This window comes from Paludisphaera soli, assembly GCF_011064595.1.
Classification (GTDB): Bacteria; Planctomycetota; Planctomycetia; order Isosphaerales; family Isosphaeraceae; genus Paludisphaera; species Paludisphaera soli.
In genome coordinates, this window is record NZ_JAALJI010000002.1 from 95680 (window position 1) to 115103 (window position 19424).

Annotated in this window: 21 protein-coding genes; 10 read left to right on the top strand and 11 right to left on the bottom strand. The window is 69.8% G+C overall.

Annotated elements, in window-relative coordinates:
- The first annotated feature begins 105 nt into the window (after nucleotides 1–105).
- Both G6O68_RS03275 and G6O68_RS03280 read left to right on the top strand, forming a co-directional pair.
- Nucleotides 106–1125 carry a serine hydrolase gene (locus G6O68_RS03275; protein WP_240911022.1) on the top strand — a complete coding sequence of 340 codons (1020 nt, stop codon included), beginning with the start codon at nucleotides 106–108 and terminating at the stop codon, nucleotides 1123–1125.
- A gap of 73 nt (nucleotides 1126–1198) precedes the next feature.
- Complete coding sequence (locus tag G6O68_RS03280; protein ID WP_165244787.1) at nucleotides 1199–1693, top strand: hypothetical protein; 495 nt, start codon at nucleotides 1199–1201, stop codon at nucleotides 1691–1693.
- A 26-nt stretch (nucleotides 1694–1719) separates the two neighbouring features.
- Here the strand turns inward: G6O68_RS03280 and G6O68_RS03285 are convergent, their stop codons facing one another.
- The 4 genes from G6O68_RS03285 to G6O68_RS03300 all read right to left on the bottom strand — a co-directional run bounded on the left by G6O68_RS03285 (nucleotide 1720) and on the right by G6O68_RS03300 (nucleotide 4297).
- Nucleotides 1720–2106 (bottom strand): acyl-CoA thioesterase, encoded by a 387-nt coding sequence (locus G6O68_RS03285; protein WP_165244789.1) that lies wholly within the window; start codon nucleotides 2104–2106, stop codon nucleotides 1720–1722.
- Between the two features lie 50 nt (nucleotides 2107–2156).
- Entirely contained in the window at nucleotides 2157–2750 is a 594-nt protein-coding gene (locus G6O68_RS03290; protein ID WP_240911023.1) for a phosphatase domain-containing putative toxin, read from the bottom strand.
- On the bottom strand, nucleotides 2716–3501 hold the full coding sequence (locus G6O68_RS03295; RefSeq protein WP_165244793.1) for a protein-tyrosine phosphatase family protein: 786 nt from the start codon (nucleotides 3499–3501) through the stop codon (nucleotides 2716–2718). The genes G6O68_RS03290 and G6O68_RS03295 overlap by 35 nt, the downstream gene beginning before the upstream one ends.
- Nucleotides 3502–3805: 304 nt before the next feature.
- On the bottom strand, nucleotides 3806–4297 hold the full coding sequence (locus G6O68_RS03300) for a helix-turn-helix domain-containing protein (protein WP_165244795.1): 492 nt from the start codon (nucleotides 4295–4297) through the stop codon (nucleotides 3806–3808).
- 877 nt (nucleotides 4298–5174) lie between these two features.
- Here G6O68_RS03300 and G6O68_RS03305 point away from each other — a divergent pair.
- Entirely contained in the window at nucleotides 5175–5789 is a 615-nt protein-coding gene (locus tag G6O68_RS03305; RefSeq protein ID WP_165244797.1) for a hypothetical protein, read from the top strand.
- Nucleotides 5790–5820: 31 nt separating this feature from the next.
- On the opposite strand, the gene G6O68_RS03310 is transcribed toward G6O68_RS03305, so the two are convergent.
- Nucleotides 5821–6987 carry a glycosyltransferase gene (locus tag G6O68_RS03310; protein ID WP_165244799.1) on the bottom strand — a complete coding sequence of 389 codons (1167 nt, stop codon included), beginning with the start codon at nucleotides 6985–6987 and terminating at the stop codon, nucleotides 5821–5823.
- Nucleotides 6988–7083: 96 nt separating this feature from the next.
- Here G6O68_RS03310 and queA point away from each other — a divergent pair, with 96 nt between their 5' ends.
- Nucleotides 7084–8130: a tRNA preQ1(34) S-adenosylmethionine ribosyltransferase-isomerase QueA gene (gene queA / locus G6O68_RS03315; RefSeq protein WP_165244801.1), complete on the top strand. Its 1047-nt coding sequence runs from the start codon at nucleotides 7084–7086 to the stop codon at nucleotides 8128–8130.
- A gap of 23 nt (nucleotides 8131–8153) precedes the next feature.
- On the opposite strand, the gene G6O68_RS03320 is transcribed toward queA, so the two are convergent.
- The gene (locus tag G6O68_RS03320) at nucleotides 8154–9011 is read right to left on the bottom strand and encodes a sigma-70 family RNA polymerase sigma factor (RefSeq protein WP_165244803.1); all 858 of its coding nucleotides are present in this window, start codon (nucleotides 9009–9011) and stop codon (nucleotides 8154–8156) included.
- A 410-nt stretch (nucleotides 9012–9421) separates the two neighbouring features.
- On the opposite strand from G6O68_RS03320, the gene G6O68_RS03325 reads away from it, so the two are divergent.
- The 5 genes from G6O68_RS03325 (at nucleotide 9422) to G6O68_RS03345 (ending at nucleotide 11708) form a co-directional block, all read left to right on the top strand.
- Nucleotides 9422–9793 (top strand): hypothetical protein, encoded by a 372-nt coding sequence (locus G6O68_RS03325; RefSeq protein WP_165244806.1) that lies wholly within the window; start codon nucleotides 9422–9424, stop codon nucleotides 9791–9793.
- A 19-nt stretch (nucleotides 9794–9812) separates the two neighbouring features.
- Nucleotides 9813–9983, top strand: a complete 171-nt coding sequence (locus tag G6O68_RS03330; protein WP_165244808.1) for a hypothetical protein — start codon at nucleotides 9813–9815, stop codon at nucleotides 9981–9983.
- Between the two features lie 163 nt (nucleotides 9984–10146).
- Entirely contained in the window at nucleotides 10147–10494 is a 348-nt protein-coding gene (locus G6O68_RS03335) for a P-II family nitrogen regulator (RefSeq protein ID WP_165071046.1), read from the top strand.
- Nucleotides 10495–10582: 88 nt separating this feature from the next.
- Nucleotides 10583–11284, top strand: coding sequence for an HAD family hydrolase (locus tag G6O68_RS03340; RefSeq protein ID WP_165244810.1), 702 nt, complete (start codon nucleotides 10583–10585; stop codon nucleotides 11282–11284).
- Between the two features lie 19 nt (nucleotides 11285–11303).
- Nucleotides 11304–11708: a response regulator gene (locus G6O68_RS03345; RefSeq protein WP_165244812.1), complete on the top strand. Its 405-nt coding sequence runs from the start codon at nucleotides 11304–11306 to the stop codon at nucleotides 11706–11708.
- A 266-nt stretch (nucleotides 11709–11974) separates the two neighbouring features.
- Here the strand turns inward: G6O68_RS03345 and G6O68_RS03350 are convergent, their stop codons facing one another.
- The 5 genes from G6O68_RS03350 to G6O68_RS03370 form a co-directional block, all read right to left on the bottom strand.
- The gene (locus tag G6O68_RS03350; RefSeq protein ID WP_165244814.1) at nucleotides 11975–12778 is read right to left on the bottom strand and encodes a HEAT repeat domain-containing protein; all 804 of its coding nucleotides are present in this window, start codon (nucleotides 12776–12778) and stop codon (nucleotides 11975–11977) included.
- A gap of 248 nt (nucleotides 12779–13026) precedes the next feature.
- Complete coding sequence (locus tag G6O68_RS03355; RefSeq protein ID WP_240911024.1) at nucleotides 13027–13635, bottom strand: class I SAM-dependent DNA methyltransferase; 609 nt, start codon at nucleotides 13633–13635, stop codon at nucleotides 13027–13029.
- 265 nt (nucleotides 13636–13900) lie between these two features.
- A complete protein-coding gene (gene hflC, locus G6O68_RS03360) occupies nucleotides 13901–15046 on the bottom strand; it encodes a protease modulator HflC (RefSeq protein ID WP_165244818.1) in 1146 nt (381 codons plus the stop codon).
- Nucleotides 15043–16098 carry an FtsH protease activity modulator HflK gene (hflK, locus tag G6O68_RS03365; RefSeq protein ID WP_165244820.1) on the bottom strand — a complete coding sequence of 352 codons (1056 nt, stop codon included), beginning with the start codon at nucleotides 16096–16098 and terminating at the stop codon, nucleotides 15043–15045. Before hflK ends, hflC begins: the two co-directional genes overlap by 4 nt.
- 188 nt (nucleotides 16099–16286) lie before the next feature.
- Complete coding sequence (locus tag G6O68_RS03370; RefSeq protein WP_165244822.1) at nucleotides 16287–17693, bottom strand: MFS transporter; 1407 nt, start codon at nucleotides 17691–17693, stop codon at nucleotides 16287–16289.
- A gap of 226 nt (nucleotides 17694–17919) precedes the next feature.
- On the opposite strand from G6O68_RS03370, the gene G6O68_RS03375 reads away from it, so the two are divergent.
- Nucleotides 17920–19419, top strand: a complete 1500-nt coding sequence (locus G6O68_RS03375; RefSeq protein WP_165244824.1) for a hypothetical protein — start codon at nucleotides 17920–17922, stop codon at nucleotides 19417–19419.
- The last annotated feature ends 5 nt before the right edge of the window (nucleotides 19420–19424 follow it).

Below are 19424 nucleotides of genomic sequence, written 5' to 3' on the forward strand. Positions count from 1 at the left end.
GGCGGGTCGGGACGTGGAGAGGGTGGGGCTGGACTCGCGGAGCGAGGCTGAGCACAATGGATTTTGAGCCGGCCGGAACGACGACACAAGCGGAAACCCCCACTCATGACCGAATCGAAGATTCTGGATATGTCTCCTCGACTCCGCCGACCGGCCGCGCGCCTCCGGCTCGCCGCGGCCGCGCTCGCGACGCTCGCCCTCGCCTCGGTGGCGCTCGCCGACGAGCGGCCCGGCTCGCCGCCGGCCGACCTCGCGGGCCGCATCGAGGCCCTGGCCAAGGCCCACAAGGGCAAGGCGGCGGTGGCCTTCAAGAACCTCCAGACCGGCGAAAGCTACGCCCTGGACGCCGACGCGCCGATGCCCACGGCCAGCCTCGTCAAGTTCCCGGTCATGATCGAGGCCTACCGCCAGGCCGCCGAGGGGAAGGTCGACCTGGATTCCCCGGTCATGCTCACGAAGAAGGACAAGGTCCCCGGCTCCGGCGTCCTGACCTCGCACTTCTCCGAAGGCGCCCGGTTCCCCCTCCTCGACGCGGTCCACCTGATGATCACCTACTCCGACAACACGGCGACCAACCTCGTCCTCGACGCGATCGGCATCGGGTCGACCGCCGCGACGATGGAGGCCCTGGGCTGCCCCAACACCAAGATCCACTCCAAGGTCTACCGCCGCGACACCTCGGTCTTCCCCGAACGCAGCAAGGTCTACGGCCTGGGCAGCACCACGGCCGCCGAGATGATCCGGCTGTTCGAGGCCCTGCACGCCCGGAAGCTCGTCGACGAGAAGGCCAGCGAGGCCATGTGGAAGCACCTGCTGACGTGCGACGACAGGGCCAAGTTCCCCCGCTTCCTGCCCCCCGGGACCAAGGTCGCGTTCAAGACCGGCAGCGTCGACGCGAGCCGGACCTGCGCAGGGGTGATCGAGACCAAGGGGGGCCCGGTCGCCCTCTGCGTGCTCACCGACGAGAACGAGGACAAGAGCTGGTCCGACGACAACGCCGGCAACCTGCTCTGCGCCAAGATCGCGCGCGAGGTCTACGACCACTTCACGGCCCAGGCCGAGGCCCCCAAGCCCGAGCCGACGGCCGCCAGGCCCGAGGAGGCCGCCGCGCCGGCGTCGAAGTAAACGGGTCGCGTCCGCAACATCCGGAGCCGGCCGCCCCGATGGGGGGGCCGGCTTCCCGACGGAGGCCGTCATCATGGGTTTCCTCAGCGCGTTGCGTGGGTTCCTCGCCGACAAGTCCCGCCTCGACGCCTCCGAGGAGTCGCGGGAGAAATTCCGGAACGCCTGGGGCCTCGACCCCGAGCCGGAGCCCGACGAGGAGGCCGGTGCGTCGGCCCCCGGGCCCGACGCCGACGCCGCCTCGGAGTTCGACAAGACTCAGTGGCGGCGCAAGCTCCACCACATCTTCGAGAAGTATCCCGCGTCGAGCGACGAGTGGCCCCTCCTCATGCGCGAGGCGCGGGCGCTCCGGCTGGACGACGCGTGGGTCGCCCAGGGGATGAAGGAGGAGTTCACCATGATGATCCGGGGCCTGATCGCCGACCGGAGGCTGACCGAGGAGGAGCAGGCCCGGCTCGAAGCCGTCCGCAAGCTGATGGGCCTCACGGAGGAGAGGGCCGCCGCCCTCGTCCGCTCGGTCGTGGCCGAGGCGGAACGTTTCTTCGGCGGCGACGTCGTCGTCGACCACTGAGCTCCGCGAGCGGGGTCGGGGTCGGATCAGCGGAGCTTTTCCGGCAGAGCCTGCGGCTTCCCCTCGCGGTCGACGCAGGCGAGCGTGGTGCGGCCCTCGGCGAGCAGGACGCCGTCGCGCATGAGCTTGTACTCGTGCACGATCTTGACGTGCGTCACCCGGGCGACCGAGGTCTTCAGGGTCAGCAGGTCGTCGTACCGGGCGGGCTGGCGGAATTTGCATTCCAGGTCGACGATGACCAGGAAGAACCCGGCGTCCTCGATCTCCCGATAGCTCTCGCCGCGGGCCCGCAGCAGCTCCGTCCGGCCGGCCTCGAAATAGACCGCGTAGTTCGCGTGGTGCAGGAGCCCCATCCGGTCGGTCTCCGCGTACCGCACCCGGATCTGCGTGTCCCAGCTGTCGACCTGACTCATCGCCTCGTCCCTTCGGGATTCCCGGACCTCGCCGCCGCCGCCGTCCGCCGTCATCGCCGGATCGCCCCGGATTCGGATCCGGGAACGGCCGCCGCTTTCGACTCCCCCCCCGGCGGCGAGACGACGATCAGCGGGTAGGGGTCGTAGGGCCACGCCTCGCGACTCGGGTTCCCGGGCTTGTAGCCCGAATCGGCCCAGCGGCGGAACGTCTCGGGTCGATGTTGCAAACCTTCGGCCGCCAGCCAGGCCTCGTACTGGTCGAGGGCCTCCGACATGATCCGGCCGTCGCCGAAAGGGACGTAAAGATACTTCAACGCCAGTTGTTCGCGAGCGTCTCCGAGCGTCGAGCCCTCGCGGAGAAGCTCGGCGAAGGCGGAGACCAGGCCGGTGCGCTCCGACCCCCAGGCGCAGTGGATCACGACGGGGTAGCTCATCTCGTCGAGCGCCTTGACGAGGGTGCGGAGCTGGACGCGGGACATCCAGACGCAGGAGGAGAGCGAGACGTCGACCTGGGTGGCCCCGGCGGCGAGCGTCGCGGAGCGCTCGTCGCGATACCAGGCCTTGGCCGGATTGGGGCCCCGGAGGTTCAGGACGGTCCGGATGCCTCGGTCACGAAGGGTCCTCGCCAGATGGCCCGCCGACATCTGCGCCGAGCGATAGATCCGCCCCGGCTGCACGATCCCGAAGTTGTCGTTGGCCTGATTCCACCCGATCCAGGCCGTCGGGATCAGGAGCAGCAAGGCGACCGTCGCCAGGGTCCGCCGGACGATCCGTCTTCGCGTGCTTGCCACTCCCGACCTCCCAGTAGCCGACGCCGGGTTCGGGCGACAGCGTCGCCTGGACCCGGGCGAATTCTTCAATCAGGAACTGATCGTTGCGATCCACGAGGGCGTCGGGGCGGGCCCAGGAATAGCTGGACACCGTATCCCAGGCCTGCTTCGCCGTGTACCCCTCGTGCCGGATCAGGTACGCCGCGTGAGCGAGGCTGGTGCGGTGATGGCCGGCCACGCAATGGAAGAAGACCGGCTGCCGCGCGGGGTCGGCCAGCAAGTCGGCCGCGATCACCATCTGCTCGATGGTCGCGCGAGACCCGCGCATCGGGATGATGACCCAGTCGAGGCCCCGTTCCCGGACCACTCCGCTCTGATTGACGAACTTCCCGTCCGTCGAGTTGATCGCCGTGAGGGTCACGATGGTCTTGATCCCCTCGCGCGAGACGAGCCGGCGAAGGGGGGCCGGCTGCTGCCAGGCTCCGCGTACCAGGCGGCCGGGATGGATCACCTGGACGCGCTTCTCGAACAGCTCGTCGCGAAGCAGGATCAGCCCGGCCGCCAGGCCCGCGATCAGCAGGCCGACCGAGGCGAGCAACCAGGGACGATGAAGGCGACGGATCACGCAGGCTCCTTCCCGGCGGGGGCGCACGGCTCGGGCGGGACGAGGGCGACCAACTCACCGCTTCCCGGCCCGAATCGAGTCGGATTGTAGCCGCGACGTCTTACGGGGCAAGAGCAACCCGGCGAGCGACGGGCTCTCGGAGGGACGAAGACGCAGGCCGATCGACGCGTCACCCCGACCCGGCGGTCGGCGCGGCGTGATCCCGGCCCATGGTGGCGATGGCAAGTTTGCGGAGGAGGTTCGGACGGCAAGGCGGGGGGGGTCGGCCTTCGAAATGGAAGGCTTGGGGCGGCTCAGTCGGCGATTACTCGCCGGAGGCCTGGGAGCGGGAGCGACGCCGGGCCGTGGGCTCCGCGTCCATCGCCGCGAGGTATCGAGAGGTCTCGCTCTGGGCCGGCGGCGGGATGATCGGCAGGAGCCGGAACGACTCCTCGACGATTCGCGCGATGCCGTCCGCGAGGGGCGACCCCAGCAGCAGCCGGAACTTCTCCATCAACTCTTCGCCCCGTTCGGTCGCCGGAGAGCGATCGCCGATCAGACTCCCGAGCGAGGGACCGGCCACGGCCGCTTCCTCGACATCGCTCTCGCCGAGCAGCGGGGTGGAATCCAGCAGGACTTCCAGCGGCACTCCCAGGGCCCGGGAGATCCGGCGAAGCGTGCCGGCCTGGGGCTTCGAGGTGTTGCCTCGCTCGATCTGATAGAGGGCGGTCCGGGAGATCTTCGCGCGGTTGGCGAGCTCGTCGGGCCCCCACCCCTTGGCATATCGCAAGTCGCGAATCCGTTTCGCAAGGTTCATGGAAATACTCGTTTCTGACAGCAGGTCGGACGGCATCAATTCGAGATGATCCAGAGGCGTGCGACCGGAATCGACCGCGAAGATCCTCGACTAAGGAGAATGATACGTGATCAGCAAACAAAATCAATTGCGAAATGAGCATGTCGGCCTAGATAAGAATTTCCAGTTCTGATCACGCGTCTCCTGGCGATTCTACCGCCCTCGCACACGGGGATCGTCAGTTCCGAAATCCTGCAACCTTCTGATCATGCACGCCCCCCCCGGCGACGATCGTCGATCGGCGGCATCGACGGTCCCGACTTTCGCAACCGTCCGAAAATCGAGAGCAAGGCCTTGCGCCTCAAGGTGATCACACGGACTAACCGATTCGGTCAGGCTCGATTCGATGAATTCCTTCGCCGGATCAGAATGCGTCCCGACAGGCTTCCGCGAATCGCTTGATCGGGGGATGTCACGACAGTTCGGCAGGATCAACAAGCTTTCAGGATCATCAACCGAAAAGATCTGTTTGCATAAGCTCGACTCGCGAACCGATCGGCATAAATCATATCGAAATCCAACGACGTCTTGACGCGGATGTCGTCTGCTTGCCTGAAGCGGCCTGGAGAGAAGGGCCTGCCCACCGGCGTCCGAGAAATCCGCATCTTTGGCAGTAAGATTCTGGCCCGACTCTCGTCTACTCGACGGAGAGGGGCCGAGGCTGGGCACCACGATCGAGGCCGACCCTTGGGTGTCCGGAACGGCGATCGATCGCCAGGCTTCTTGCAAACCGGATGCCATCGCCGCAATTCGGGCGATGGCCGGGCCGTCCCGATGAAACCGGCCGGCGTCGTCCAACGTGGGGCGGACGACTCATCCCAGTGAGATCGAGGCCGAGATGACCTCAAGCAATCGGATGATGGCGACTTTCCCGTGGACCCGCGAGACGATGGAGGCGGCGGGGCAAAGCCCTGCTCCCAGCTATCGCGTCGGCGAGATCCTCCTGGACGGCCGGACCTCGTGGCCCGAGGGGGCTCAGTACGGTTACGGGCCCGAAGGGCACTCCTTGACCATTTTCGCCCCGATCGAGGAGCGGCCGTTGGTCGACGAGGTGCGGCGGGGAGACGCCCACTTCGCCCTGACGACGCTGGGACCGGTCCTCTACCTGGCCTTCCGATTCGGGAACTCCGGCGGCTGGGACGACGTCCCTTACGCCTGGCATCTGCAGCATCCGACGGCCCGGGCCGTCCCGCCTCCCGATCTCTCGCCGGAGAGCCGGGCGCTGCTCTGGATCTCGCTGGTCGGCACGAAAGACGGCGTCGTCCACGCCCAGCGCGGGGTGACCCTGAGCCCCGGATTCACCCAATCCCTGCACCGGGCCATCCGCCGCCAGGCCGCCGCCCCCTTCGACCCGCTCGAGTGTGCGTTGGCGATCGCCGAGGCGACCGCCGGGCGGCCGAGCGCCGCTCAGCGGCTGTTGCAGGCATCGGCCTGGACGAAAGGGAACGCCTGAGCGTCCCCGGTCTCCTACCCGGCGGCGGTGCTCAGGCGAATCCGAGGACCTTCGACCACAGTTCCTCGTAGCGGGCGACCATCCGGCGAGTCGAGAACTCGGCCTCGACCCGCAGCCGCCCGGCCTTGCCTTGCGACCTCTCGATTTCGCGGTCCGTCAGCGCCTCGAAGATCGCCGCGGCCAGGCCGGGGGGATCGCCCGCCGGGACGATCCGGCCCGTTCGACCGGGGATGACGAGTTCCTCGACGCCCTCGACGGCCGTCGAGATCACCGGCAGCCCGGCGGCCATCGCCTCCAGGACGACGTTCGGCATCCCCTCCCAGTGGGCCGCGTGGACGAGCAAGTCGGCCGATCGCAGAAGCGACGGCACGTCGTCGCGGCGGCCCAGCACCACGACCCGGCCCGCGAGCCCCGACCGCTCGGCGACCTGGGCGTCGAGCCAGCCCCGCATCGGGCCGTCGCCGACGATCGCCAGCCGCCAGGGGGCCGGCCCGTCGCCGACCCGCTCGACGGCCTCCAGCAGGTCGGGCAGCCCTTTCTGGACGTCGAGCCGGCCCACCGTCAGCGCCAGGACGACGTCTTCCGGCACTCCCAGGCTCTTTCGAGGCGTCGGCTCGGCCTCGTCGAACCGCGACGGGTCGACGCCGTTGGGGATGACCGTGAGCCGATCCGGGTCGAGCCCCCCCCGCTCCACGCTGAACCGCCGGACCCCCTCGGACACGCAGACCGAGCCGCACGCCAGGCGGTTGGTCATGCGGTCGAGCGTCAAGTGCCAGCCCTTCTGATGCTCGGCGACGCGGAGCCCGCCGAGCATCCAGGGCGAACCGGCGAGCGGCCCCGCCAGCCGCGACAGGACGTTGGCGTGGAAGAGGAAGCTCTGCACCAGCGCGGGCCGATGCCGCCTCAACGCCTTCGCCAGCCGGAGGACCGCCAGATCGGGCCTTCGTCGGCTCAGGCCCAGGCTCTCGCAGGGGACGCCGGCCGACCGGATGGTCGCCGCCAGCGCGCCTTCCCCGCTCAGGTTCAGGACCAGCGGGGACCACCGCCGTCGATCGAGGCCGACGGCAAGGCTGGTGAGGGCGCGTTCGGCCCCGCCGACGTCCAGGTCGGTGATCGTCAGGGCGATCGGGACGGGGGCGTCGGGCCGGGGCCTGGGACTTCGTCGCGCGATCTCCAGGCGTCGCTTCAGGCTCTGCACGGTATACTCGTCGACTGGATGGCCGGAGCGGCGACGTCGGCGACCGCCACCGCCGATCTTACCCCGGAACCGCGACGAGAGAGAGCCCTGGCCGCCGTGTTGACCTCGGAATACGACTTCGACCTCCCCGACGAGCTGATCGCGCAGCACCCCGTCGAGCCGCGCCACGCCTCCCGCCTCATGGTGGTCGACCGCCGATCCGGGACGATCGCGCACCAACAGTTCGACGAGCTCCCCGACCTGCTCGACCCCGCCGACGTCCTCGTCCGGAACGACTCGCGCGTGGTCCCCGCCCGCTTGATCGGACGCCGCGAATCCACCGGGGGCAAGTGGGAGGGGCTGTTCCTCCGCGATCACGAGGACGGCCGCTGGGAGATCCTGGCCCGCACCCGGGGCCGGCCGGACCCGGGCGAGGTCGTGGTCGTCGGCGACGCCCCGGGGCTCCGGTTGATCCTGGAAGGCCGCGGGCCGGGAGGGTCCTGGATTGTGCGGCCGGCGGGCGAGGATCCCGCGGCGACGACGCTCGGCCTGCTCGAACGCCACGGCCGGACGCCCCTGCCCCCCTACATCCGCCGAGGCGCGGCGGCCGCCGACGACCTGCTGCGCTACCAGACCGTCTACGCGCGTCGGCCCGGCTCCGTCGCCGCCCCCACGGCGGGCCTGCACTTCACCCAGGACGTGTTCGCGAGGCTCGCAACCCGGGGGATCGCCACGGCCGACGTGACGCTGCACGTCGGCGTCGGCACGTTCCGGCCGATCGAGGCCCCGACGATCGACGCCCACGTCATGCACGCCGAATGGGCCGAGGTCCCCGCCGAGACCGCCGAGCTGCTCAACGCCCGGCGCGACCGGGGCGGCCGGATCGTGGCCGTGGGGACGACCTCGACCCGGACGTTGGAGACGGCGGCGGCCTCGGGTCGGGTGGAGGCCTACCAGGGGCGGACGGACCTGTTCATCCGCCCCGGCCACGCCTTCCGCGCGGTCGGGGCCCTGGTGACGAACTTCCACCTGCCGAGGAGCAGCCTGCTGGTGCTGGTCTCCGCCCTGGGAGGGCTCGAACTGGTCCGGGAGGCCTACGCCGAGGCCGTCCGCGAACGCTACCGATTCTACAGCTACGGCGACGCCATGCTGGTCCTCGCGTGAGCGTCGGGGAGGGCGCGCCGCGGTCAGCGGCGGACCAGCTCGCTGGCGTCCTCCAGGTCGTGGATCAGCTTGCGGATGGCCTGGCCCTCGAGTTGCCGGACTCGCTCGCGCGTCAGGCCGAGGCGCTCGCCGACCTCGCGCAGGGTCATCGGCTCGTAGGGCTCCAGGCCGAACCGCATGCGGACCACGGCCGCCTCTCGGTCGTCGAGCGCGTCGAGGCGGTCGAAGACCCGCTCCAGGTCGTCGGTCTCGATCATCACGTCCTCGACCCCCTTGCCGCGATCGTCGGTCAGGATGTCGTCGAGGATCTGCTTGTCGTCCTCGGAGTTCTCCATCTGGTGGGTCAAGCTGTTGACCCGGATGGCCTTGGCGACGATGCCGATCTTCTTCTTCGAGAGCTTCAGGGCCTTGCCGACCTCGTCGATCGTGGGCTGGCGGCCGAGACGCTCGGCCAGGATGTTGGACGCCCGCTTCCACTTCGCCAGCAGGCTGACCATGTAGGCGGGCAGGCGGATCGGCTTGCCGTTGTTCATCACGGCGCGGCGGATGGACTGCTTGATCCAGTAGCTGGCATAAGTGCTGAAGCGGGTCTCCATCAGGCCGTCGAAGCCCTCGACCGCCCGCATCAGGCCGAGGTTCCCTTCCTCGATGAGGTCCTCGATGTTGAGGCCCTTGCCCAGGTATCCCCGGGCGATGTTCACCACGAGGCGGAGGTTCGCCTTCACCATATGCTCGCGGGCGTAGGGATCGCCCGCCGCGACCTTCTCGGCCAGCTCGCGCTCCTCCTCGGCGGAGAGGAGGGGCGTCTCGTTGATCTCCATGAGGTAGATCTGGAGCGGCGACCCGCCCGGCTCGCGGCGATTCGAGTTCTTGGAAACCATCTGAGGATGCTCCTGGTGTGCCCGCGACGACGGGGCGGCGACCCCGCCCCTGCCGGGCGAGTTCCGGGCGCGCCCGGCCCTGATCGACGACCCCGCGAATCGTCCCCGACGGGGCCGTCCGAGATAACCTAAGACGTCTCGGATCGCAGTCAACAAACCGGTCGCATGGGGGGATGGAATGGGTCCGCGCGGCCGACGAAGGGGGAGCGACGGAGCGTGTCGCGCGGGGGGCGGGGGCGGTCCGCGATGGGCCGGCTCGGCGAATTCGGCTCATCGTGGGGCGCGGGCCTTGCCGATGATCGTTTCGTCGCCGGGCCGAGCAACGGCCGGCCCCATCCCGCCGGGAAGGCTTCCGGCCGGGCGGGGGAGGAACGGATTTCTCGGGGCGGACTTTGGAGAAGGGATTCGTCATGTTCAGGCTTCGTGACGCGGTGGCGGCCGTCGCGCTGGTTTCGTCCGGGATCGGCTGCGCGACGTTCTGCGACGAATGCGACGACTTCCCGGTCCCGGGCCGATACGCGGCGATCCCCGGGTCGTACACCGGCCCGCCGCTGGGCGGCGACTCCCACCACGGCCAGTTCGGGACGACCTCGCTCCCCTCGCCGACGGCCACGCGGGAATCCAACACGACTCCCGCCCCCCCCTCCGGGGACGACACGGCGGGCGAAGCGTCGGAGAACAGCCCGTCCGAGGGCGTCAGCCCGCCTCCCCCCCCGTCGCAGTCCGGCGCGGCCCCGTTCGCGCCCACGTCCGGGGACGCCCCCCTGCCCCAGCTCCCCTGACCCAGGAAGGAACCGACCCATGGCCAGGAAGGCCGCCCTCGGGCTCGCATGCCTCTTGCTCGCGTCCGGGCTGACCGGATGCACCTGGACGGAGACCAAGCGGGACTACCCGCCGTCCATCGACCGGCCCCCGCTCGCCTCCGGCCACGATCACGGCCACGCCCACGGCCATGAGCACGACCTCGACTGATCGCCGGCCGCGCGGTTTTCGACCGAGCCCCGGTTGACGCCGGGTGCGGCCCTGATCGAAAATCGAGGCCCGCGGGCGCGAAGCGCCGCGACGCCGCCTCCCCCCGGGGAGTCGCGGCGTCGAGCCTGCGCGCCGACCTCCTCAACCGCGAGCCGGGACCTCCATGAAGCTCATCATCGCGATCATCCAGCCCACGAAGCTCGAAGCCGTGAAGGAGGCCCTCTCCAAGGTCGAGGTCTTCCGGCTGACCATCATGGACGTCCAGGGCTTCGGCCGGCAGAAGGGCTACACCGAGGTCTATCGCGGCCACGAGGTCACGGTGAACCTGCTCCGCAAGATCGAGCTCCAGATCGCCGTCAACGAGGACTTCGTCGAGCCCACCGTCAGCGCCATCCTCGAAGCCGGCCGCAGCGGCCCCGACGGCAAGATCGGCGACGGCAAGATCTTCATCCTCCCGCTCGACGACTGCATCCGCATCCGCACCGGCGAGCGCGGGCCGGAGGCCATCTAGCCCCCCTCGCCAACGCCGATCGGTCGTCCGCCCCCCCGGCTCGGCCTCGCCCCGACGCCGCCCCCGCATCCCCTGGTGACGAGACCCCATGATTTCCGCAGTGATCTTCGATTTCAACGGCGTCCTCGTGGACGATGAGTCGGTCCATTTCGACCTGTTCCGCGAGGTCCTGGAGCAGGAAGGGGTGGTCATCACCTACCAGGACTACCACGACCGCTACCTCGGCTACGACGACGCCGGCTGCTTCGAGCACGTCCTGGAAGACGCCGGCCAGTCGTACGACGACGCCCGGATCGCCGACATGATCGCCCGCAAGGGGAAGCGGTACTTCGAGGTCGCCGAGCAGGGGCTGAAGTTCTTCCCCGACGCCGCCGGGACGATCGCACGCCTGGCCGACCGCTACCCCGTGGCGATCAACTCGGGCGCGCTCCGGGCCGAGATCCTCTTCTCCCTGGAGCGCCTGAACGTGCGCGACCGGGTGGCGTTCATCGTCTCCGCCGAGGAAGCCGAGCGCTGCAAGCCCGACCCGGCCGGCTACGTCCAGGCCCTCGACGGCCTTCGCGCGATGTTCCCGGGCCTGGAGCTGGAGGCGGCCGACTGCCTGGTGATCGAGGACAGCCTGGCCGGGATCCAGTCCGCCAAGGGGGCCGGCATGAAGGCCGTGGGCATCACCCAGACCTACCCGGCCGACGAGTTGACCCGCTCCGGGGCCGACGCCGTGATCGACGGCCTGTCGACCCTGACCCCCGCCTGGATCGACGAAACCTTCGCCGACGTCCCCGCCAAGTGACCCCTCCCCGAGAGACGTCATGAGCACCGACCCGACCCCGCCCGCGACGCCCCCCGAGGCCGTCGCAGGAGTCCTCCTCAGCCGCGACCTGATGTTCACGGTCAAGATCACCGGGACCGCCCGCGAGCTGGGCTGCAAGGTGCAGGTCGCCGGCAACGTCGAGCTGGCCTCCACCCTGATCGCCGAGCACCGCCCCCGGGCGGTCTTCGTGGACCTCGCCGCCGGACCTCTCGTCTCGCCCGAGACCCTGACCCGGCTCCAGGCCGAGGCCGGTCCCGAGACCCCCTTCATCGCCTTCGGCTCCCACGTCGACGTCGACGCCCTCGCCGCCGCCCGAGAGGCCGGCTGCCGCGAGGTCATGCCCCGGAGCAAGTTCACCGCGCAGCTCCCCGACCTCATCCGCCGCTACCTCCTCGAAGCCTGAAGCCAGGCCATCCGGGACTGGCTTCGATTGGGTTCGTTCGTCGGCCGAAAATCGGACCCATTTCCTCCCTAAAACCAGAATCGGGAAAGCTTTACAAACCGTCCGAAAATTGGGTTCGTTCGGCGCGTTTCGTGTGTGTTTCCGACGCCGGATCCCTGGAAGGCAAAACGCACCGGCGACCTCGGAGGGTCGCCGGTGCGTCGAAGAAGCCATCTTATACTGTGCATCCGTTCGCCGAGTTCGAGACGGATGTGGCCGAGAAGCCACTACCGGGGCCATTCGGCCCGGGGCGGGAAGGCTTCGCGGCCCAGCGGCACCGGCGGGGGCTCGGCCGGGTTCGGATTGTAGCGGTCGATCGGGACCTCCGGCGGCGACAGCGGCAGGGCGTCCTCGGGGTGCGACCGAGGCAGGCCCACCGGGGGCCGCGCGGGGATCGGGGACTCGGGAACGGGCAGGAACGGTGAGGGGGCCGGCGGGACCGGGACGGGGACCACGGTCGACGTCGGCGCGAGCGGTTCCAGAAGGCTCCCCGGCGCGTCGGGCACCAGTTCGGGGAAGGTCGGCTCGATCGGCGTCCCCAACTCCCGATGGATCGTGGGCAGGAACTCCACGTCGCCGTCCATCTCGGGCCCGCACACGTCGCAGGGCTCGACGCACCCCTTGCCGACCGACTTGAGCGCCTTCTTGGCCGCGAGCCGGGCGATCAAGCTGGAATCCCCCTTCGCGGCGCAGGACAGGGCCTCGTGGGCGACCGGCAGGCAGGGCTTCATCTTGCCGAGCGACTCGGCCGCCTCCTGGCGGACCAGGCACTGGCGGTCACGCCGCACGGCCTCCGACAACGCCTCGACGGCGTCGGGGTGCTGCTTCCAGTCGTAACTCCGGAGCGCGCGAGCCGCCTTACGCCGGGCGATCCAGTGCGGGGCGGTCCGCAGTTTCACGACCTGCTCCTCGACCGCCGCGAAGTCCGCGCCGCAGTCCGAGCACTCGACCTGTCGGCTGGCATGGCCCGCATGGATCGTCCCCACCGAGGCCGCCAGCACCACGTAAAGACTCACCGTCGCCGCCATCATCGGATAAGCTCACTCGAAGACAGGGGGATCCTGGCGAATACGCCACCTGGATCAACCTTAGCGGAGCAAATCACTCAATCAACCCATTTTACCTAAAGCTCCACAAACTTGAGTCCGAGTTGGGACGGCTGAGGTGACCGACGACGATTGCGGCAGTCGCGCGGATATTGAGCCTGGCAACGATGCTGGCGACGAACTCGTGTCCGGGTCGACCACGTTCCAGCGAAATGATCAGGGCCGGCGAGGGGTCAGCTTCGCCGGGCCAGCCACACCGTCGCCCCGCCGCATTCCTGGTCTTCGATCGCGTGTTCGACGACTTCAAAGCCATGGGAGGCGAGCAGTTCGCGGTATTCGTCCGGATCGAGGCTGGCGTGGTGGAGCGGCTCGCCTTCGAACGAGCCGATCGCCGTCCCGTGCGCCGGCCCGGTCGTGAACAGCAACGGCGCCCCCGGCCCGGCATGGGCCGCGAAGACTTCGAACATCGCCCGCTGGTCGTCCCAGGAGAGGTGGAAGAAGCTGTTCCAGGCGAGGACGCCGTCGAACCGTCGCCCCAGGTCTAGCCCCCGCATGTCCTGGACGATCCACTCGTGTTCGGGGAACCGCGTGCGGCCGAGGTCGACGAGCGGCAGCGAGGCATCGACGCCCGTGACTCGGCATCCCCGTTCGATCAGGTATCGCGCGATCGGCTCGCCGCCGCCGCAGCCGAGGTCGAGCACGGCCGCCCCCGGCAGTCGGTCGAGGAAGCGGTCAAGCCACGGACGCTCGACAAGCCCCCGGCCCCGATCTCGGTCGAAGGCCGCCGCATGGCGCCGGTAGATCGAGACCACGCGGTCGGCGGGATCCAGGTCTTCGGTCACTGCATGACTCCTCCGAGATGGGAAGGGACTCCCTCGCCCAACTCCACCGATACGAGATGGAAGAGCGGCGGGTGGCACCGGTTCGGAGAACCCGTGGACCGGCCCGGGACCTCGGCCAAGGCTCGGGAGCGGCCGGACGCCGATCCACGGGTGCGGGGAGCCCTTGGCACCCAGGCGAGGCGTGTCGACGCGAAGGCTTCGAAAGGACGCGGGACGCCCCTTCCGAGTCGGGGCGTCCCGCGGCATGGATGGCGAGCCGAGTCCGTCAGGGCTTGGCCGGGGCCTCGGCGGCGGTGACGGAGGGGGAGTCGGCCTTGGGGGTCTTGGCCGGTTCGAGGGCCTTGATCATCTTCAGCAGCTCGCCGTCGGTGGTGAGGATGAGTCGGGTGTTCCCCGTGAAGGCCGTCTTGTAGGCTTCGAGGGTGCGGCTGAAGTTGTAGAAGTCGCCGGACTCGCGGATGGCCTTGGCGTAGTCGTCGATGACCTCGGCGTCGACCTTGCCGCGGATTACGTTGGCCTCCTGCTTGCCCTGGCCTTCGATCTTCTGGACCTCGGCCTCGGTCTTGTTGATGATCTCCTTCTTGCGCTGCTCGCCCTCGGCGATCGCCTTGGCGGCGATGGCTTCCATCAGGGAGATGGCGCGGTCGAAGGCGGCCTCGCGAACCTGGGGGACGAATTCGAGGCGGGAGATGCCGACGTCGACCAGCTCGATGCCGCGCCCCTGGGATTCTCCCTCGGAGCCGCCGTCGGCCGCGAGGGCGCGGCGGGCGGTCTCCTTGATCTGCTCCATGATCTTGAGCCGGCCGAGGGCGACGGGCTCGCGCGCCTCGGGGGGGACGAGGAATCCGGGGACTTCCAGGTCGTCGGCGTCGGCGGGCGCGGGCTTGCCGGCGGCCTCGGCCTTCTCCTTCGCGTCGCGGGACGCGGCGGCGACGACTTCGGGGGGGAGGCCCAGGGTGTAGGTCATCTTGCGGTCGGTGCTGCGGATCAGCTCGGCGAGGTTGTGGGTGGTGATCGTGTCCCGCGCCGTGCTGCGGACGAAGGCCTGGACGCGGGACTCGCCGTTCTCCAGGGTTCGGAGGGTCCGGACGAACTGCGCGGGGTCGGTGATCCGCCAGACGGCCCAGAGGGTGACCTCGATCTTCTTGCCGTCGGACGTGGGGACGTCGACGAGCTTGGCCTGACGGTCGCCGTGCCAGATCTGGAGGGTCTTCGGCAGGCGGAGGACCTCCTGGACGAGCGGGAGCTTGAAGTAGAGGCCGGGCTTGGTCCGGCTGGCGACCGGCTCGCCGAACTGGAGCAGGACGGCCAGCTCGCGCTCGGTGACGACGTAGCAGACGCTGCGGGCGGCCAGGGCGACGAAGATCAGGGCGATCCCGAGGGTGAGGGCGAGGCGTTGGCGGGGCGTCATTTGGCGACCTCCCCCTTCTCGTTGAGGTTCAGGATCGGCAGGGCGCGGTTGAGGTCGGCGTCGATGATGGTCTTGTCCTTGACCGACTCGAACAGGCCCTGCATCGCCTCGATGTAGAGCCGCTGGCGGGTGACGTCCGGGGCGCGCTCGTAGGCGTGGAAGCGGGCGAGGAGGGCCTCGATCTCGCCCTGGGCCTCGGCCTTGGTGCGGGAGGCGTAGCCTTCGGCCTCGCGGATGAGCTTGTCGCTGTTGGCGCGGGCCTCGGGGATGAGCTTGTTGCGGGTCGATTCGGCCTCGTTCTCCGCCTTCTGCTTGAGCTGGATCGAGGCGTTGACGCGGTCGAACGAGGGCTTCACGCGGTCGGGCGGGATCACCCGCTGCATCTGGAGGGCGGTCACGGTGATGCCGCAGTCGTATGCGTCGAGGATCCGCTGCGAGTCCTCGCGGGCCTGCAGGGCGATGTCGCCGCGCTTGGGGCCGATCATCTCGTCGAACGAGTAGTCGCCGACGAGGCGGTTCATGACGGTCCGGGCGACGTAGGTGAGCAGCTCCTGGGCGGACTGGTCGTCCTCGCCGCCGGGGAACCGGAAGAGGTAGCTCGAAGGCTCGGTGACGCGCCACTGCACGGTCCACTCGACGGAGGCCGTGTTGAGGTCGCCGGTGAGCATCAGGGTCTCGTCGTCGTCGGGGTCGGCCTGGGCCTGGCGGGCCCGCAGGCCGTTGGCGTCGAGGCGGTTCGGGCCGGACTGGCCGACGGGGCTGAACGGGAGCGAGAGGCCGTGCTCCTCGACGCTGACCTTCATCACCTGGTCGGCGATCGGCAGCTTGAAGTGCAGGCCCGGCATGGTGGTCGCCTTGTAGGCGCCGAACCGGAGGACCACGGCCTGCTCGTGGGGCTCGACGGTGTAGCTGAAGTCCGAGATCAGGAAGACGGCGATCAGGGCCCCGAGCACCCAGGGGATGAACGGGACGTATCGCCGCCAGGCGTCGCTGGGGGGGCCGCCGCGGCGAGGACGCCCGCGCATCCCGTCTTCGAAGGAGAACGTTTCCATGGGGAGGGCTTACCTTCCGGGGTTGGGGCGGCCCCGGGCGTCGCGCCCGAGTCGGGCCCGCCCGTTCGTCGGTCGTGTATTCGCCGGCGGGGCCGCCTTCTTGGCGAGGACCCGGCGCGGCTCGGCGACGGGGCTCCCGCATCCATTGTCGGGCGGGCGGGCGCCCCCGGCAAGGCGCGCGTCGCGGATCACTCCGGCAGCGGCTGGCCCTTGGTCTCGGGGGCGAAGGGCAGGACCATCAGCCCCAGCAGGAACACGGCGCACATCGTGATGCCGGCGTAACGCATCGGCTCGGGGTAGTCGGCGTAGACCGACTTCGTCAGGAACCCCAGGGCCAGCGGGCCCGACGCCGCCACGAACCGGCCGACGTTGTAGCAGAACGAGATCCCCGTGCTGCGCAGGCGGGTCGGGAACAGCTCGGGGAAGTAGATCGCGTAGCCGCCGAACAGCGAGAGCTGGCAGAAGCCCATGATCGGGCCGAAGACGAAGATGTGCCAGAACTCGTCGAGGAGCCAGAAATACGTCGCGGTCGACAGCCCGGCCAGGACGAACGCGATCGCGAACGCCGGCCGGCGGCCGATCCGCTGGGTGAGCTTGGCGAACCCCTGGATGCCGAAGAAGGCGCCGGCGTTGAACATGACCAGGGCCATGCTCGCCCAGAACGTCAGCTTGCCGCCGATCTCCTTGGGCGTCAGGCCGCTGTCCGCGTAATGCTTGCGGAGGACCGTCCGGGTCAGGTCGGCGTTGAAGACGCCGATGCCCCAGAGGCCGACGACGCCCGAGAACGCCAGGATCATGCCGACGATCGTGTTCCGCCGCCACCGAGGGTCTGTGAACAGCTCGGAGATCGAGCCCAGCTTGCGAGCCGACTCGGGGCCGCCGGCGGTCTCCTCGGCCTCCTCCTCGCGGACGGCGGCCTTCCAGCGCTCGGGCTCCTTGAGCTTGAGGAAGATGGGGATGGCCAGCAGGGCCGGGAGCAGGCCGACGAGGAACATGGTCCGCCAGGCGCTCTCGACGATCTCGGCCTCCTGCATCCTGCCGAGGCCGATCCCGATCAGGCCGGCCATCATGTTCCCCACGGCGGAGAGGGCCTGGAGCCAGCCCAGGGCGTGCGGCCGGGTGCGGTCGGACATGACCTCGGCCACAAGGGCCACACCGACGGCGAACTGGCCGCCGACCCCCAGGCCGGTCAGGAAGCGATAGGCGGCGAAGTCCCAGACCCCCACGGAAAGCGCGCTCAGGCCGGTGAAGGCCGAGTACGAGAGGATCGTGAGCATCATGGTCTTCGCCCGGCCGATCTTGTCGCCGAGGATGCCGAAGAAGATGCCGCCCGTGGCCCAGCCGATCATGAAGATGCTGGTGGTGAGCCCGGAGTAGTAGTCGACCTGGCCGGCGGAGGCCGGGTCGCCCGGCGTGGCCCCGATCAGCTCGGTCACGGCGGGGTTCCGCGCCAGGTTGAAGAGCTGCTGATCCATCGTGTCGAACAGCCAGCCGAGCGTTGCGACGAGGAAGACGAACCACTGGTAGCGGTCGAGGTCGCGCCACCAGGGGGCGCCGGCCGGGGCTTCCGCGGCGGGGACGTCGGGCACGTGCATGAATCTTCCTCGATGGATCGGAGGGGGCGGATCGGGGCCGCTCGCCGCGTCTCGGCGAGGCGGGGGAGGTCTGGCGGGCCGTCGGCGCGCGGGGACTCGCCGCCGGGTCGCGGACGCCGTCCCCCGATCAAACCACGGACGGGACGCTGGGGCAACCGGGAGACGCCGGACGCGGCGGGGAAAAGGCCCCTCGCCGGACGCCTCGCCGGCCGCTAAGATCGTCGGCATGAAACGGAAGATCGGACCGGCGCTGGCGGCCTCCGCGTTCCTCGTCGCGGGATTGATCGCGGTCGTTTACTCGGGGAAGGTCCCGCTGGGCGTGCCCGGCGAGTGGGAATGGCTGCGCGTGAAGGCCGCGCCGCCGGTGCTGGGGATGCTGCTGGCCGCCGCGGGGGTCGCGGCCTACGCGGGCTACGCGGCGCTCGGCTATCGCGCGCTGGGCGTCCCCTCGCGGATCGGCCTGCGCGAGACGAGCTGGGTGGCCGGGCTGGTCGCCTCGGCCGTGGCCCTCCAGGTCCTGATCCCCATGGGTGCGGCCGACGAATACGACCTGACCAAATGGGCTTACGTCCACTACTTCCACGCGTCGACCGGCTACTACCAGGTCGCCAAGGAGCAGGCGGCGGCCGACCCCTGGAAGTTCCTGGCCGACTATCCGCGCTGGATCGAGGGCCAGGACGCGCTGCACATCGGCACCCACCCGCCGGGCCTGATCGCCATGCACTGCGCGTTGATCTCGACGATGGAGCGTCGGCGCGCGGCGGCCGACTTCCTCAACGCCGCGATGCCCCCCTCGGTGACCGTGGCCTTCCGCCAGCTCGAGGCGATCGACCGCAAGCCCCTGCCGAGGGCCGACCGGGCGGCGATCTATCTGGCGAGCCTGATCACCCTGCTGGCCTGCGCCGGGACCGTCGCCCCGCTCTACCTGTTGGCGCGGGAGTCGCTGCCGCCGCAGCTCGCCTGGGCCTCGGCGGCGCTCTGGCCGCTGGCCCCGGCGGCGAACCTGTTCCAGCCCGGGGCCGACGCGGCGTACCCCCTGCTCTCGGCGACGGCGATGGCGACGGCCGCCTGGGCGTCCCGACTGCGAGGGACGACGGGGCTCGGGACCTGGGCGTCGGCGGGGCTGGCGATCGCCTCGGGCGCGACGATGGCGTTCGGCATGATGTTCACGCTGGCCTTCCTGCCCGTCGGCCTGATCGTCGCGCTCGTCGTCCTGGCGACGCGCTCGATCTCGGCGGCGAGGCGGATCGAGGTCGTCGCCTGGATCGGCGTCGGCTTCGTCGCGGTGGTCGCGTCCGGCTGGCTGGCGACCGGGGCCGACCCGCTCGCCGTCTGGCGATGGAACCTGCGGCACCACGCGCGGTTCTACCTGGAATATCCGCGGTCGTACTTCGCGTGGCTGGTGGCGAACCCGATCGAGCTGGCCGTGGCCGCCGGGCTGCCGGCGGTCGTCTGGTGCGCGATCGGCGCGGCCGCCGACCGCCGCTACGTCCCCCGCGCGGCCTGGTGCACGCTCGGCGTGCTCGTCGCTGTGAACCTGACGGGCCGCAACATGGGCGAGGTCGCGCGGCTCTGGATGCTCTTCCTGCCGCCTCTGTTCACGGCCCTCGGCGTCGGCCTGACCCGACTCGGCGGCGGGCCCCGCGCGCTGTTCGCCACGGTGATCCTGGCGGGTATCCAGACGCTGGGGCTCCAGGCCCTGATCCAGGTCGTCTATCCGATCTGATCTGA

Coding starts and splice junctions, on each gene's coding strand:
- G6O68_RS03275 (WP_240911022.1), top strand. CDS start 106: ATGACCGAATCGAAGATTCTGGATATGTCTCCTCGACTCCGCCGACCG.
- hflC (WP_165244818.1), bottom strand. CDS start 15,046: ATGACGCCCCGCCAACGCCTCGCCCTCACCCTCGGGATCGCCCTGATC.
- G6O68_RS03370 (WP_165244822.1), bottom strand. CDS start 17,693: ATGCACGTGCCCGACGTCCCCGCCGCGGAAGCCCCGGCCGGCGCCCCC.
- G6O68_RS03375 (WP_165244824.1), top strand. CDS start 17,920: ATGAAACGGAAGATCGGACCGGCGCTGGCGGCCTCCGCGTTCCTCGTC.
- G6O68_RS03330 (WP_165244808.1), top strand. CDS start 9,813: ATGGCCAGGAAGGCCGCCCTCGGGCTCGCATGCCTCTTGCTCGCGTCC.
- G6O68_RS03325 (WP_165244806.1), top strand. CDS start 9,422: ATGTTCAGGCTTCGTGACGCGGTGGCGGCCGTCGCGCTGGTTTCGTCC.
- hflK (WP_165244820.1), bottom strand. CDS start 16,098: ATGGAAACGTTCTCCTTCGAAGACGGGATGCGCGGGCGTCCTCGCCGC.
- G6O68_RS03320 (WP_165244803.1), bottom strand. CDS start 9,011: ATGGTTTCCAAGAACTCGAATCGCCGCGAGCCGGGCGGGTCGCCGCTC.
- G6O68_RS03340 (WP_165244810.1), top strand. CDS start 10,583: ATGATTTCCGCAGTGATCTTCGATTTCAACGGCGTCCTCGTGGACGAT.
- G6O68_RS03345 (WP_165244812.1), top strand. CDS start 11,304: ATGAGCACCGACCCGACCCCGCCCGCGACGCCCCCCGAGGCCGTCGCA.
- G6O68_RS03280 (WP_165244787.1), top strand. CDS start 1,199: ATGGGTTTCCTCAGCGCGTTGCGTGGGTTCCTCGCCGACAAGTCCCGC.
- G6O68_RS03350 (WP_165244814.1), bottom strand. CDS start 12,778: ATGATGGCGGCGACGGTGAGTCTTTACGTGGTGCTGGCGGCCTCGGTG.
- G6O68_RS03285 (WP_165244789.1), bottom strand. CDS start 2,106: ATGAGTCAGGTCGACAGCTGGGACACGCAGATCCGGGTGCGGTACGCG.
- G6O68_RS03290 (WP_240911023.1), bottom strand. CDS start 2,750: ATGTCGGCGGGCCATCTGGCGAGGACCCTTCGTGACCGAGGCATCCGG.
- G6O68_RS03335 (WP_165071046.1), top strand. CDS start 10,147: ATGAAGCTCATCATCGCGATCATCCAGCCCACGAAGCTCGAAGCCGTG.
- G6O68_RS03300 (WP_165244795.1), bottom strand. CDS start 4,297: ATGAACCTTGCGAAACGGATTCGCGACTTGCGATATGCCAAGGGGTGG.
- G6O68_RS03305 (WP_165244797.1), top strand. CDS start 5,175: ATGACCTCAAGCAATCGGATGATGGCGACTTTCCCGTGGACCCGCGAG.